Here is a 13550-nt window from a genome sequence, read left to right as displayed (position 1 = left end):
TCAGGCCTTGCCAAAATAGCCGAGGCCATTGGAAAGTTGGAAAACTAACCAAAATCCGCAGGCGGCTCTTTCACCCAAAAAGGCGGCCTCCGGGTTCAGCCCTTCAGACCGAGGGTGGCTCAATTCTGATATCCCTAACGCCATCCATCAGGGTCAAATTTGCTGCGCCGCGGCGGTGCACAGGGGGTGCACGGGGGATGCACGCATGTCACCCCCCGGTGATCCGCTATCCATTCTGCGAGTGCGACATGACACGCTGACCTCTGGACGCTCCACAGCTGCTTCCCTATATAAACACTCAGGAACCATACTGAGGCCCCCGATGACTCAATCGACCGAACCCCTAGAAGGTGCCCCTTTGATTGCACCCTCCTCTGTGACCCACCCGCTTTACGAGCTCGTGGTCGAAGCCTGCCGTACCGTGTATGACCCCGAAATTCCGGTCAACATTTACGAGCTGGGTTTGATCTATACCATCGACATCAATGACCAGAACGAGGTCAAGGTGCTGATGTCCTTGACGGCCCCTGGCTGCCCTGTCGCAGGCGAAATGCCCGGTTGGTTGATCGAAGCCATCGAACCCGTTGCCGGTGTCAAACACGTCGACGTCGAACTGATCTGGGAACCGCCCTGGGGCATGGAAATGATGTCCGACGAAGCCCGCCTTGAATTGGGCTTCATGTAACGCATTCAAGCGGTTACATGTGAAAACTTGCGGCATTGTCGCTGCGGCTTTACAAAAAAGTAACGGGACCGTCACGGTCCCGTCGCCTGCCTGTCACAGTCTGCTGGCACCTCTCCGGGCAAACGAATATCGGAGATTTCAAATGCGTTTTCCTGCACTCTGCACCGCTCTGGCGCTCAGCCCCTCGCTAGCCTTTGCTGTCGGGTCAACCTCTTCTGAGGTTCCTACAACCGGGCTCAATTATGGCCCGCGTCCCGCTTACCTTATCGAAAAGCTGCCCGAGGGTGCGCTGAAAACCAAGCTGCAATCCTGTGCGGGTCAAGCCCCAAAACGGTCGCTGTTTTCAATCGGTCACCGTGGCGCCCCGCTGATGTTTCCCGAGCATACCGTAGAATCAAACGTCGCCGCCGCAGGCATGGGCGCCGGGATTCTGGAATGTGACGTTACATTCACCAAGGATCTGGAGCTGGTCTGCCGTCACGCCCAAAACGACTTGCACACCACCACCAACATCCTGACCAGCGACCTTGCCTCCACATGCAAAACCCCGTTCACAGCTGCCACGGACGACACCCCGGCCACGGCTGAATGCCGAACCTCAGAGATTACATTGGCTGAATTTCGGACGCTGAAGCCCAAGATGGACAGTGCCGACAAAACTGCCAAGACTTCAGCGGCTTACCAGGGCGGGATCGCGCCCTATCGCACCGATTTGTTCACCGACGGCGCACAGCAAATGACCCACGCCGAGTCGATCGAGCTGTTCCGCGCCCTAGGTGCAAAATTCACGCCCGAGCTAAAATCCCCATCGGTTGAAATGCCCTTTAACGGCTTTTCTCAAGCTGATTATGCTCAGAAAATAATCGACGAATATAAGGCCGCTGGCGTGCCTGCATCCGATGTTTGGGCGCAGTCCTTCAACCTCGACGATGTGCTGTATTGGATTGAAAACGAACCTGAATTCGGCAAACAAGCCGTCTTTCTCGATGCCTCCTACAAGATCGACGGGTTCGACCACACCAACCCAGAAACCTTTCCGCACGACTTTGTTGATCTCAAATCCAAAGGTGTGAACTTCATCGCTCCGCCGATGTGGATGCTGGTGACCACCGAGCAGGACAAAATCGTCGCTTCTGCTTGGGCCATTGCCGCACAGGACGCGGGGCTTGAGATCATCACCTGGACGCTTGAACGCTCTGGCCCCTTGGCCAGCGGAGGAGGTTGGTATTTCCAATCTGTCAAAGATGTTACCACCGATGACAGCATGTATTATCAGCTGCTGGATGTTCTGGCACAGGACGTAAAGATCAAAGGCATGTTCTCAGATTGGCCTGCGACTGTAACCTATTATGCCAACTGCATGGGTCTGTAAGCCAAATCGATCCCAATCAAATCGGGCCGTTTGCTCATCAAGCGGCCCTTTTTCGTGTTTCCCAGAAACATGTATCCAAAGTTGATCATTGCCCCTCTTGAGCCTGCGCCCTTGCGGCCCTAAGTTAGGGACAACAAGCGCGTGATCCGCGCATAGGAGTTTCCAATGTTCGGCATTCCCGGCAAACAAGCTGTCACCATCACCCCCAAGGCCGCTGGCCAGATCGCCAAACTGATGGCTAAAGACGGTCATACCGGCTTGCGCATCGGCGTCAAAAAGGGCGGCTGTGCGGGCATGGAATACACCATGGAATATGTCACTGAAACCAACCCCTTGGACGAGGTTGTTGAACAGGATGGAGCACGAGTCATGATCGCGCCGATGGCGCAGATGTTCCTCTTTGGAACCGAAATCGATTATGAGGTTTCACTGCTTGAAGCGGGGTTCAAATTCAACAACCCCAACGTGACAGAGGCCTGCGGATGCGGCGAGTCGATCAAGTTCAAAGATCAAGACATAGCCGCAGCCAGCTAAATTTGACGTCCGATTCCTAGGTTGCCGGGGTGGAACCCGACCTATCTTGGAGGTGGATGTATGTTTCATCATACCGACGCGTCAGGTGGTCCCCAGCGGTGATCACTTGCCCGGATCCAACGGGGGCCACGTTTGTGTCATAGGCAGGGTTGAAAAACAGCGGCACGGAGATCCGCTCTTCTGATCCCCCTTTGACACGGTGCAATGTTGCTTTGACCTGACCAGCGGTCCAGAATTCAAGCATTTCGCCAAAGTTGATCACAAAAAGACCCGGCGACGCCGACACGGGCTGCCAGCTTTCATCCGGCATCTGCACCTCAAGCCCCGGAACCCCGTCCGTTGCCAGCAAGGTCAGACAACCGTAATCCGTGTGTGCAGCAATACCGAAATCTTTGTCGCCAGCCCATGCTGGACGTTCGGGGTAATAATTGCCACGCAACAATGCCATAGGCGTTCCAAAGGAGTCATCAAACGCAGTGTCGTCTTGGCCGATTGCAGCAGCGATGGCGCGCAAGATCCGCATCGCCACGCCCGCCGTCTCAGTATAATAGGCCTGAATATCAACCTTAAAATCCGGCATGTCTTCTGGCCAGAGATTTGGGGCGTATACGCTCAGCTCGCGCGCCGCGACCGGATCACCGGCGGGCAATTCATATCCGCAATCAAACACCTGTTTATAGTCAGGGTTTGCCCCCGGATCGACCTGTTCGGACTGCGCGGCGCCCCACCCTCTGTTTGATCCAGTAAGCGCCATATCCACTTTGCGCTTTATTGGCTCGGGCAAGGCGAAAAACGATCGATAGCTGTCCATCACCTGCCGCACGCGATCCGCTTCGATCCCAGTGTTCGAAACCGTCAGAAACCCCACATTTTTCACCGCATCGGCCAACCGAGTCATTTCACCTGTCTCGCGTGCGTCAAGCTTGGCCAAATCGAGATTGTCGATCATCTGTCTACCCTGCAAATTCTGCTCTGACCCGCGCTCTTAGAGCAAGCAAGACCAATTGTCACTTGTACTGGGCAATGGTATCGGATGCTGATTGTTAAAAAGAACACGATCGTGAGAGGGATACGCATGCGGCGCAAATTGGCAGCAGGTAATTGGAAGATGAATGGCACCAGCGCGGCCCTCGCTGAGCTGAACACACTGGCCTCAATCCATCCGACCCCGGACGTGGATATCCTGATCTGCCCACCGGCCCCCTTGCTGTCTCGCGCAGCTAATGTGACGGCTCAATCACAGATCACAATTGGTGGCCAAGACTGCCATACAGCCGTTTCAGGGGCTCACACGGGGGACACCAGCGCAGACATGTTGCTGGATGCTGGGGCGACCGCCGTCATCCTTGGCCACTCGGAGCGCCGCGAAGATCATGATGAACGCAACGAAGACGTACGCGCCAAAGCACGCACAGCGATGAATGCCGGCCTTGTTACTGTGATCTGCCTCGGAGAAAGTCTTGCGCAACGCGAGGCTGCCAATACGCTGGATATTATCGCTGGCCAGATGTCCGGATCGATCCCGGATCAGGCAACAGGCGAGAACTTGGTTATTGCCTACGAACCGATCTGGGCTATCGGAACCGGAATGGTGCCAACATTGGAACAAATCGCTGAGGTGCACGACTTCATTCGTGTCCGTTTGGAACGCCGCTTTGGCGAGGGCGTGGGCCGCTCTGTCCGCTTGCTATATGGGGGGTCAGTAAAGCCCTCGAACGCGGCCGAAATCTTTGCAGTGCCAAATGTAGATGGTGCATTGGTTGGCGGAGCGAGCCTGAAAGCAGCTGATTTTTCCCCCATCATCACAGCGCTTGAGCAATCCTGAAGGAACGTTACTGAGCTGTGATCTCTTCCTCCAGATGGGAAGCAGAACACGTTTGTTTTGGGGCAGTCTCGCCCCAAAACCGATTTTCAGATTGTCCACATGTCATCAAAGGCGTTCGTCCTGAAGCGCGACGCGAACCAAGCACGAATGTGCTGTGGGTCCTTGGCTCAATCTGGATGTCCCTTTGTCCTTACACAAGACATTTGGATTGCCGCTAAGACAGACATCTGTGTCTGGGTCAGGCCGGAACCAAGCACCGGTACTAATCTGAATAACCCCGGGCACAATTGAATCTGAAACGACCGCCCCGCACAAACATGCGCCACGGCCGTTGAAGACACGGATACAGTCCCCGTCACGAATGCCATGTGCGGCAGCGTCGTCGGGATGCAACATCGCAGGCTCACGCCCGCCAATACGGTCGCCCTGCGCCACTGGTCCCTGATCAAGTTGACTGTGCAGTTTGTTTTTCGGCTGGTTCGAAATCAGGTGCAATTGTCCCTGCTCTGCTCGCCCCAGCCATTCAACAGGTTCCATCCACGTCGGATGCCCCGGACAGTCATCGTAACCAAAGCTTGCAATCTTCTCTGAAAAAATCTCGATCTTACCGCTGGGCGTTCGCAGCGGCGACGCTTCGGGGTCTTGTCGAAATTTGCTAAGCATGATGTGCGGCTCGTTCGGTACCGGCATCTTGAACCATCCGGTTTTGCGCAATTCATCAAGCGGAGGCAGGTCAATTTGCGCCCGCGTGGCTGATTTTCGGGATTGCTCATACAGCCAAGTGATCCACTGGTCAGCGTCCCGCTCTTCGGAATATTTCCTATCGATCCCCAGATGGCGCGCGATGCCCCGGAAAATATCGTAATCGTCCCGCGCCTGCCCACTGGGCTCGACGACCTTGTCCATCACCACAAGATACGGATCACGCGGTGACAAGGTGATATCCGCGCGCTCTAACGGTGTGGTACAAGGCAATACGATATCAGCGTGTTGTGCCGCGCTATTCCAGCACCAATCGTTCACAATCACCGTATCAGGCCGCGCCCAGGCCCGGCGCAATCGGTTCAGATCCTGATGATGGTGAAACGGATTACCGCCCGCCCACCAGATCAGTTTTGTGTCAGGAAACTGGTGCTTCTTCCCGTTATAGTCAAACTCTCCGCCCGGGTTTTCCAACATCTCGGCAATCCGAGCGACGGGGATAAAGGTCTTTACCTTATTGCGCCCTTGCGGCACCGCCTGAAACCGGGGACTGGGTCGCTCAAGCCCGACCGTATTCACCGCCCCATACCCAAAGCCAACGCCGCCCCCTGGTAGGCCGATCTGTCCCAGCATGGCGGCCAGAACAGTGCCCAGCCAAAAGTTTTGCTCTCCGTGGTCTTGTCGGGTCAGCGCCCAAGCCACAGAAATCATTGTGCGTCCACTGGCCATGCGCCGCGCCAGAGTTTGTATTTCTTCGGACCGAATCCCACAAATTTCAGCGGCCCAATCAGTATTTTTGACGATGCCGTCGCTCTCACCTGTCAGATAGTTTGCAAAACGATCAAACCCGACGGTGTAGCGGTCTAGAAATGCACGATCGGACAATCCTTCGCTCAGCAATACATGGGCAAGGCCAATCATCAGCGCCGCATCGGTCGAAGGTCTGGGCGCGATCCACTCAGCGCTAAGCGCATCTGACAGATCCGATTTCAGAGGTGAGATATTGACGAACTCAACCCCCGCCGCCCTTGCTTCTAACAGGGCTGGCCGCGTGCGGTGTGCCCCCAGCCCCCCCTGGCCTATCATCGAATTCTTTATTGGAACGCCACCAAACGCGACCATCAGGTCGCACGATTCAATGATCGACTGCCAACTGGTGGCATCGTAGATGAGTTCTGCCCCACCCAACACGTGGGGCAGAATGACTTCGCCAGAGGCAAGGCTGTAGCTATTCACAGATCGGGTAAAGCCACCAAGAAGGTTCAGAAACCTTTTGAGATGGCTCTGCGCGTGATGAAACCGTCCGGCACTGGCCCAACCATAAGATCCAGCAAATATGCTTTGGTTGCCATGGGCGTTGATGACCCGCGTCAGTTCATCCGCAATCAGTTGTTCTGCCTCATCCCAGCTAACCTCAACAAAGGCGTCTTTGCCCCGCAAAGACCCCTTGGTACCCGCGCCGCCTTCGAGCCAGCCTTTGCGCACCATTGGCGCGGTGATACGATCAGGGCCTTTCAAGGCCCCCAAATACCCCTGCCCGATTGGCGAAGGGTCAGGATCTTCCTCAAACGGGTGCAAAGCAACAAGGTCACCGTTGCGGGCTTCGGCCCGATAGGTGCCCCAGTGAAAACTGGTCAGGGGAAAATCTGTTGCCTTGGTCAATCGCTGGTCCTCATCTTTAACACACGGGCGGTCATGTACTCTAACATCCAGCACTATCGGGATCGCGGTCCAAATCGCAAGCCAAGGGCCCCACCCAACACGAAAATACCCTGCCAGATTTCCTCTGGCAGGGTACAATCAGTTTTGACATCGCAGATTCACCTAAAACAGGGCATCACCCGTTTTCGATGTCTAATTGGTAATGATCTCAGGTCCCATAACCGCGTTGGGGATCATCGTGCTGAGCCATGGAATATAGGTCACCATGATCAGGAACACGAACAGGACGGCCAAGAACGGCAGAGCCGCTCGGACCACCGACATCATTGGCATCCCTGCCACGCCAGAAGTGACGAACAAGTTCAGACCAACAGGCGGTGTGATCATCCCGATTTCCATGTTCACCACCATGATGATACCCAAGTGGATCGGATCAATGCCCAGCTCAATTGCAATCGGAAACACCAAAGGCGCAACGATCACCAACAAGCCAGAAGGCTCCATGAACTGACCACCGATCAACAGGATCACATTCACAACCACCAGGAACATCACAGGACCAAATCCAGCGGACAACATCGCGGTTGCAATACTCTGTGGGACTTGTTCATCCGTCAGAACGTGCTTCAGGATCAGAGCGTTAGCGATCACGAACATCAGTGTAACGGTCAACTTACCCGCATCAAACAACGCGCGCTTGGTATCGGGATGCACCCACACTGACAGCAAAGCCAATGGGGCCTGCATCACAGACCGACGTGGGCGGTCGCCCTTTTCGGCCAGCGGTCCCATATCGCGGTAAACAAACGTCGCCACAAAGAACGCATAGACAGAGGCAACAGCCGCCGCTTCGGTTGGCGTGAAAATCGCGCCTTCTTTGTAAATGCCCAATTCGGTCGAATACCAAGGGTAGCCGTAGATCCCGACCATGATGATCACGATCAAAAACAGACCCCAGAATGCCTCGCGGAAAGAAGAGCCAACTTCACCCCATCCGGCCCATTCGCCCTTGGGCATGTTCTTGATCCGCGCAATCACATAAATCGTCACCATCAGCATCAGACCCGCCAACAAGCCGGGAATAATCCCCGCCAGGAACATGCGCCCAACGGACACGTCCACCGAGGCTGCATAAACCACCATCACGATCGACGGCGGGATCAGGATGCCCAGAGTACCCGCGTTACAGATCACGCCTGCTGCGAACTCTTTTGTATACCCGGCCTGACGCATGGCTGCGATGACAATCGACCCAATGGCGACCACGGTCGCAGGGGACGATCCAGAAAGCGCCGCAAACATCATACAGGCAAACACACCGGCAATCGCCAATCCACCCTGAAAATGCCCGACACATGCAATCGAGAACCGGATGATCCGCTGCGCCACACCGCCAGTCGACATGAAAGTCGAGGCAAGAATGAAAAACGGGATCGCCAAGAGGGTAAAGTGACCTTCAAATGCTTCGAACAAGGTACCCGCGACAGAGGCCAGCGAACTGTCGGAATAAACCAACAAAAACAGGGTCGAACTCAGGCCCAGCGACACAGCGATCGGCACACCAATCAGCATCAGGCCAATGACCATGCCAAACAACAGAATGACGTCCATCAGTTTTCTCCCTCGGTCGCGCGGGCCCGAGCCTCGTCCAACTCATCTTCAACTTCGTGGCTGGCCACCAGGCGATCCGCCTCGCCCTTCCACACTTGAATTCCAGCCTGCGCAAAGCGCAGCACCAGCAAAAACATCGACAAGGGAAGGATCAGATACGGCACAACCTTGGGCAGCTTTTCATAGCGATCCCCGTAGTTGATCAGATCTTCGAGAAACGAGAACATGCCAACCATGGGAACATCCTGCACCTCGTAAAACGATTGGCTGCGCGCTTTCAGGTCAAACCCCGTCGGGAACCAACGCCCCGATGTGGGCGGCAGATCGGCAAAAACAGCCCAATAATCATACGCGCCCTTCAGCATCAGCAGCGAGAAAATCAGGCATGCGCCGACAGTGATCAATGCCAGCACACGACGCCCCGCGGTCGGCAACATGTTCACGATGGCATCAACGCCCAGATGCGCATGGGTTTTGACCGCATACGACGCGCCCAGCAACACGAGCCAAGCGAACATAAAGACCGTCAGTTCCAAGGCCCATAGAATATTTGAATTGAACACAAAGCGTGCAATCACGTTGGCAAATGTCACCGCCGTCATCAGACCCAAGAGTACCGCAATAACGGTCTCTTCGATCTGGTCGATGACCCCGGGTGACCCGGATCTCGAACCAGACATCTCACTGTCCCCACATTGTTATTGAATGATTTTTTTTAGCGGCGGGCCATCTCGTGGCCCGCCTTGGCGGCTGCGTCGAACACTCCCCAGTCCCCGAATGCAGCAGCGCCTGTCTTGTTGGTTAGTGCTTGGCGTTGATCGCTTGTGCTGCGTCAATCTTGTCTTGACCAACGTCGCCTGCGAATTTGTCCCAAACTGGGCGCATTGTATCGACCCAAGCCTGACGCTGATCTGCGTCCAGCTGGACGATTTTACCACCGGCCTCTGTGATCGATGCTTTGGCCGCTTCGTTCACAGAAAACGCTTCTTTGTTGCGGGTCTCTGTGACCTCATTCAGGATAGTTGTGAACTGATCCCGTACCGCTGGATCCAGGCTGTCGAGCCAATCGACACTGGTCACAACCAGATAGTCAATGATGCCATGGTTGGTTTCAGTGACACCGTCCTGCACTTCGAAAAACTTCTTGCCGTAGATGTTGGACCAGGTGTTTTCCTGACCATCCACAACACCCTGCTGCAGCGCGCCGTACACTTCTGAGAATGCCATTTTCTGGGGCGAACCGCCGATGGCTTCCATCTGTGCAACCAGAACATCGCTGGATTGTACGCGGAATTTCAGGCCATTGGCATCAGATGGAGAAATCAGCGGCTTGTTCGCCGACATCTGCTTCATACCATTGTGCCAGAACCCGAGCCCCTGCAGACCACGTCGCTGCATGCTGTCCAGCATAGCCTGACCATCTTCAGACCCTTGGAATGCGTCCACTGCGTCGATGTTCTTAAACATGAAGGGCAGATCAAACAGACGGAACTGCTTGGTGAACTTTTCGAATTTGGACAGCGAAGGTGCCGCCAGCTGAACATCGCCCTGCAGCATCGCTTCGAGAACTTTGTTATCGTTGTAGAGCGTTGAGTTTGGGTAAACCTCAAGGCACATAGTACCGTTCATTTCTTCGTTCACACGCTTTTCCAGCAACGAAGCAGCAATCCCCTTGGGGTGCTTGTCAGTGTTGGTCACATGCGCGAACTTCACTACGATTTCGCCATCATCGCATGCCGCAAAACCAGCCGTTGCGGTAACGCTCAATGCCAATGCCGTGGCTGCTGTTGTCAAAAGTTTCATCTGTCTCTCCCTCCAGAATAATTCAGAATTCATAGGCATACGCCGCAGCTGCGGCGCGCTGCGGTGAGTGAAACGAATCGCAGCCACGTACTCAACAACTCAGCAGACCTGACTTGCAGTTAGATCATATCTGTTCATTTACAACATGTTATATCGAATTAATGAGCGCAGATAAAACTGGGACAAACTCCGCTGTGCGGTTTCCCGCACACCTCGAACGCGCACTGTGCGAATTTCCGCACACTTCACCGAATCGTTCCGCGACTCACCTTAGGATCCAGACTGACCGCAGTCCGGCGCAGTCGGGCTGCCCCGCCCAAGGCCTGTGGCCGCGCATCTAGGATGCGTGGTCAGAGCGCGGGAGTGTTTGGTTAACGCCGGTAATCTTCGGGGCGAATGCCATAACGCGCAAGCTTGTCGTAAAACGTCTTGCGAGGCAGCTTCAGAGCCTTAGCGGTATCGGATGCTTTGCCATTCTGACGCCCTAGAGCCGCGATCAGTAATGACCGTTCCACCCGCGCCAATTGCTCCGCCAATCCCATTTCCGAGGCTTCCGCCACATCTTCTGGCATACCTAGAACAAACCGCATCGCCGCTGACATAAGGGATCTCGCATTCCCGGGCCAATCCTGTGCCATCAGCGCCGCCAGATGTTCTGGTGTGACCTCTGGCATTTCAATGCCAGCCTGCTCCGCCGCCTGTGCCACATAATGGCGAAAGATCACCGGAATATCTTCGGGACGTTCGGCCAAAGCCGGGATCCGTACCCGCATCACATCCAACCGGTAAAACAAGTCGGCATTGAACATGCCCCGTCTTACCAAATCAGCAAGGTCCACGGTTGTTCCGGCAATGATGCGCGTGTTTGGCCCCTGTTCGATCAATTCCAGAGCCGCGTATTGCGTGGCCTCAGGCAATGCAGACACTTCATCAATAAACAAAGACCCTCCCACCGCGTCCGTACAAAATTGTGCAAATTCTGTAGCATTCGTGCCAGCGGCGGGGCGCTTCACAAACGGTCCCTGACCCGTTGGTGACATCAGATGGATCACTTCTGCTACTTTGGAAATGCCGCTGCCAGGTGCCCCTGTCACCAAAACTTCGGCTCCTGTCGGCGCAAATCGCCGGACCTTTTGTCGCAATTCTTCGGATTGCGGAGAAGTCCCAAACAACATCCGCGCCGCCGGATCACCGGTTTCAAGCTGTTGCTTCAGGGTTCGGTTTTCCAAAACCAATCCGCGCGTTTTCAACGCCCGTTCCAACACAGGCAACAGATCCACCGCCGCGCAGGGTTTTTCAAGAAACCCAAAGGCCCCCTCTCCCATCGCCTGCACGGCCATCGGAATATCACCCTCACCGGTCAGCAAGATCACCGGCAGTTCTTCGTCCACATCTTTGGTGTAGTTCAACAGGTGAAACCCATCCCGCCCGGGCATGCGAATATCTGACAGGATCACGCCGTCAAATTCGGGCGTGATATGGTCCTTGGCCCCGACAAATGACCCTGCAGTGATGGCATCGAGATCGGCCAGCTCCAAAGTTTGCGCCAAAGCCTCCCGCACAGCGACATCGTCATCAACCACCAGGATTTTACGGATCATACCGCCGTTCCTTCTTTGTAATAGTCCAATTCGACCACAAACATTGCGCCCCGAGTCCGGTTAGACCCTCGGATATTGCCGCCGAAACTCTGAACCAGCCCATATGAAATTGACAACCCAAGCCCCATGCCTTCGGAACTGCCGACGGCTTTGGTGGAATAAAACGGATCAAAGATCTTTTCCGGCTCTTCTATCCCCGGTCCGGTGTCACACACGGCGACTTCCAAGCGCGCGCCCGGTGTCAGCTTGATCTCTATTTCACGCAAATCCGCCCCAGCCATCGCATCCGCCGCATTGTTCAACAGATTGACAAAGACCTGCACCAGACGCACCTCGCCGCCCCACGCATATACCGCTTGTGTGGGAGAGGCCCAGATCAAGTCCACGCCATCTGCTTTCAGGCGCGGTTCCGTCAACTCAACCGCTGTATTGATCACCTGCACCAAATCCACGCGCCCCATCGGCTCGTTTTCATTGCGGGCAAAGGCACGCAGGTTCTTGATGATCCTGGCCATACGTGTCGCCATTTGCGAAATCCGGCCCAGATTTTCACCCGCGCGCTCGGCCTTGCCGCGCTCAAGGAAAGCAGTGCCGTTGTCTGCAAATTGCTGAATTGCCATCAGCGGTTGGTTCAACTCGTGACTGATCCCTGCGGACATCTGCCCCAAGGCACTGAGCTTTCCAGCTTGGACCAACTCAGCCTGCGCTTTTTTTAATGCGGCTTCGGCCTCTTGACGCTCAGACACTTCACGCCGGAGCTGCACATTGCTGGCGGATAAGGCGCGTGTCCGTTCCGAAACCCGGCTTTCCAGCACCGCGTTGGCCTCGGCCAACGTACGTCGCCGTTCAGTGGCCAGAAACAACATCGCCCCAAACGCAAGGCAAATCGCCGCCACCGCATAGGTCTGCAACCACGCCAGTTGCCGCGCCGGGGCAACGTCAATCAACGCTTCGCCCCGCAATCCGATGACCGGCAGGTTCTGAACCAGATGCAGGGCTGTATCCGGCAAATATGGGCCCCAATCCAAGCGCCAGATCTCATGTGGGTCCAGCACCTGCGCCTGAAAGGGCAAAGCCCCGCCATTGGGTGGTATCAAACCAGCTCCCCCCGGCCCCCGACGCCAGAACAGAATTTCCGACCGGTTCGAGATAAAGACCTCTCCCCTTGTATCGGTAAAGAAAACCGCTGGCTTACTCCCGCGCCAATCCCATTCGATATTCGCAATATCAACCGCTATGACTAAGGCCCCGCGCACCCGCCCATCGGGGGAGAAATCCGGAGCAGCATAATAATAAGCACGCCGTTCCAGCGGATCTTTGATTCCGTGACCGCTGCCAAGCGCCCCTTGCATCGCCCGACGGAAATAGGACCGGGCATTCAAGTTCGGTGGGGCAAGACCACGCGCTGAAACCAAAACCGTGCCGGTTCTATCCGCATACATCAATTCAAGCGCCGATGTCTTATCCGCGACGCCAAGCAACAGGGCCTTTGCCGCCTCCAAACCCAACGGGGTATCCAGATGGTCCAAGGCCGGATGGTCCGCCAACAACACAGCCGTTTCTTGAAACCGCTGCAATTGTGTACTGAGCCGGCCGCTGGCCAGTTCCAGATCAGCCTCGCCGCGTTTGGCCAATTGTCCAACCGCTTGACTGTAGCCATACGACCAAACGCCGGCGCTGAGCGCGCCGACCACCAACAAAAATCCAAGGATGATCCAATGTCGTTGCATATCAAGGGTCTTGCATCCAACACGC

The 13550-nt window shown here is 55.5% G+C and carries 11 protein-coding genes; 4 read left to right on the top strand and 7 right to left on the bottom strand.

Annotated features, from left to right (window positions below; translation table 11 throughout):
• The first annotated feature begins 322 nt into the window (after positions 1-322).
• The 3 genes from ABWV33_RS10325 to ABWV33_RS10315 all read left to right on the top strand — a co-directional run bounded on the left by ABWV33_RS10325 (position 323) and on the right by ABWV33_RS10315 (position 2591).
• Positions 323-685, top strand: a complete 363-nt coding sequence (locus ABWV33_RS10325) for an SUF system Fe-S cluster assembly protein (RefSeq protein ID WP_113824527.1) — start codon at positions 323-325, stop codon at positions 683-685.
• 142 nt (positions 686-827) lie between these two features.
• On the top strand, positions 828-2057 hold the full coding sequence (locus ABWV33_RS10320) for a glycerophosphodiester phosphodiesterase family protein (protein ID WP_353330565.1): 1230 nt from the start codon (positions 828-830) through the stop codon (positions 2055-2057).
• 165 nt (positions 2058-2222) lie between these two features.
• The gene (locus ABWV33_RS10315; protein ID WP_353330563.1) at positions 2223-2591 is read left to right on the top strand and encodes a HesB/IscA family protein; all 369 of its coding nucleotides are present in this window, start codon (positions 2223-2225) and stop codon (positions 2589-2591) included.
• Between the two features lie 16 nt (positions 2592-2607).
• On the opposite strand, the gene ABWV33_RS10310 is transcribed toward ABWV33_RS10315, so the two are convergent.
• Positions 2608-3540, bottom strand: a complete 933-nt coding sequence (locus ABWV33_RS10310) for an isopenicillin N synthase family dioxygenase (RefSeq protein ID WP_353330561.1) — start codon at positions 3538-3540, stop codon at positions 2608-2610.
• A gap of 126 nt (positions 3541-3666) precedes the next feature.
• On the opposite strand from ABWV33_RS10310, the gene tpiA reads away from it, so the two are divergent.
• On the top strand, positions 3667-4416 hold the full coding sequence (tpiA, locus tag ABWV33_RS10305; RefSeq protein ID WP_353330559.1) for a triose-phosphate isomerase: 750 nt from the start codon (positions 3667-3669) through the stop codon (positions 4414-4416).
• Positions 4417-4521: 105 nt separating this feature from the next.
• On the opposite strand, the gene ABWV33_RS10300 is transcribed toward tpiA, so the two are convergent.
• The 6 genes from ABWV33_RS10300 to ABWV33_RS10275 all read right to left on the bottom strand — a co-directional run bounded on the left by ABWV33_RS10300 (position 4522) and on the right by ABWV33_RS10275 (position 13525).
• The gene (locus ABWV33_RS10300) at positions 4522-6780 is read right to left on the bottom strand and encodes a molybdopterin guanine dinucleotide-containing S/N-oxide reductase (protein WP_353330557.1); all 2259 of its coding nucleotides are present in this window, start codon (positions 6778-6780) and stop codon (positions 4522-4524) included.
• A gap of 192 nt (positions 6781-6972) precedes the next feature.
• Positions 6973-8391: a TRAP transporter large permease gene (locus ABWV33_RS10295; RefSeq protein ID WP_113824533.1), complete on the bottom strand. Its 1419-nt coding sequence runs from the start codon at positions 8389-8391 to the stop codon at positions 6973-6975.
• Entirely contained in the window at positions 8391-9071 is a 681-nt protein-coding gene (locus tag ABWV33_RS10290) for a TRAP transporter small permease (protein ID WP_113824534.1), read from the bottom strand. Before ABWV33_RS10290 ends, ABWV33_RS10295 begins: the two co-directional genes overlap by 1 nt.
• Before the next feature lie 121 nt (positions 9072-9192).
• Positions 9193-10194, bottom strand: coding sequence for a DctP family TRAP transporter solute-binding subunit (locus ABWV33_RS10285; protein ID WP_113824535.1), 1002 nt, complete (start codon positions 10192-10194; stop codon positions 9193-9195).
• A 371-nt stretch (positions 10195-10565) separates the two neighbouring features.
• Complete coding sequence (locus ABWV33_RS10280) at positions 10566-11795, bottom strand: sigma-54-dependent transcriptional regulator (RefSeq protein WP_353330554.1); 1230 nt, start codon at positions 11793-11795, stop codon at positions 10566-10568.
• Positions 11792-13525, bottom strand: coding sequence for a sensor histidine kinase (locus tag ABWV33_RS10275; protein ID WP_353330553.1), 1734 nt, complete (start codon positions 13523-13525; stop codon positions 11792-11794). Before ABWV33_RS10275 ends, ABWV33_RS10280 begins: the two co-directional genes overlap by 4 nt.
• Positions 13526-13550 lie beyond the last annotated feature (25 nt).

The organism is Phaeobacter sp. NW0010-22 (assembly GCF_040365955.1).
GTDB lineage: Bacteria > Pseudomonadota > Alphaproteobacteria > Rhodobacterales > Rhodobacteraceae > OMPR01.
The sequence above is the reverse complement of the archived record's forward strand: the minus strand, read 5'-3'. Positions and strand labels throughout refer to the sequence as shown.

Coding starts and splice junctions, on each gene's coding strand:
- ABWV33_RS10280 (WP_353330554.1), bottom strand. CDS start 11,795: ATGATCCGTAAAATCCTGGTGGTTGATGACGATGTCGCTGTGCGGGAG.
- ABWV33_RS10290 (WP_113824534.1), bottom strand. CDS start 9,071: ATGTCTGGTTCGAGATCCGGGTCACCCGGGGTCATCGACCAGATCGAA.
- ABWV33_RS10315 (WP_353330563.1), top strand. CDS start 2,223: ATGTTCGGCATTCCCGGCAAACAAGCTGTCACCATCACCCCCAAGGCC.
- ABWV33_RS10325 (WP_113824527.1), top strand. CDS start 323: ATGACTCAATCGACCGAACCCCTAGAAGGTGCCCCTTTGATTGCACCC.
- ABWV33_RS10310 (WP_353330561.1), bottom strand. CDS start 3,540: ATGATCGACAATCTCGATTTGGCCAAGCTTGACGCACGCGAGACAGGT.
- tpiA (WP_353330559.1), top strand. CDS start 3,667: ATGCGGCGCAAATTGGCAGCAGGTAATTGGAAGATGAATGGCACCAGC.
- ABWV33_RS10295 (WP_113824533.1), bottom strand. CDS start 8,391: ATGGACGTCATTCTGTTGTTTGGCATGGTCATTGGCCTGATGCTGATT.
- ABWV33_RS10285 (WP_113824535.1), bottom strand. CDS start 10,194: ATGAAACTTTTGACAACAGCAGCCACGGCATTGGCATTGAGCGTTACC.
- ABWV33_RS10320 (WP_353330565.1), top strand. CDS start 828: ATGCGTTTTCCTGCACTCTGCACCGCTCTGGCGCTCAGCCCCTCGCTA.
- ABWV33_RS10275 (WP_353330553.1), bottom strand. CDS start 13,525: ATGCAACGACATTGGATCATCCTTGGATTTTTGTTGGTGGTCGGCGCG.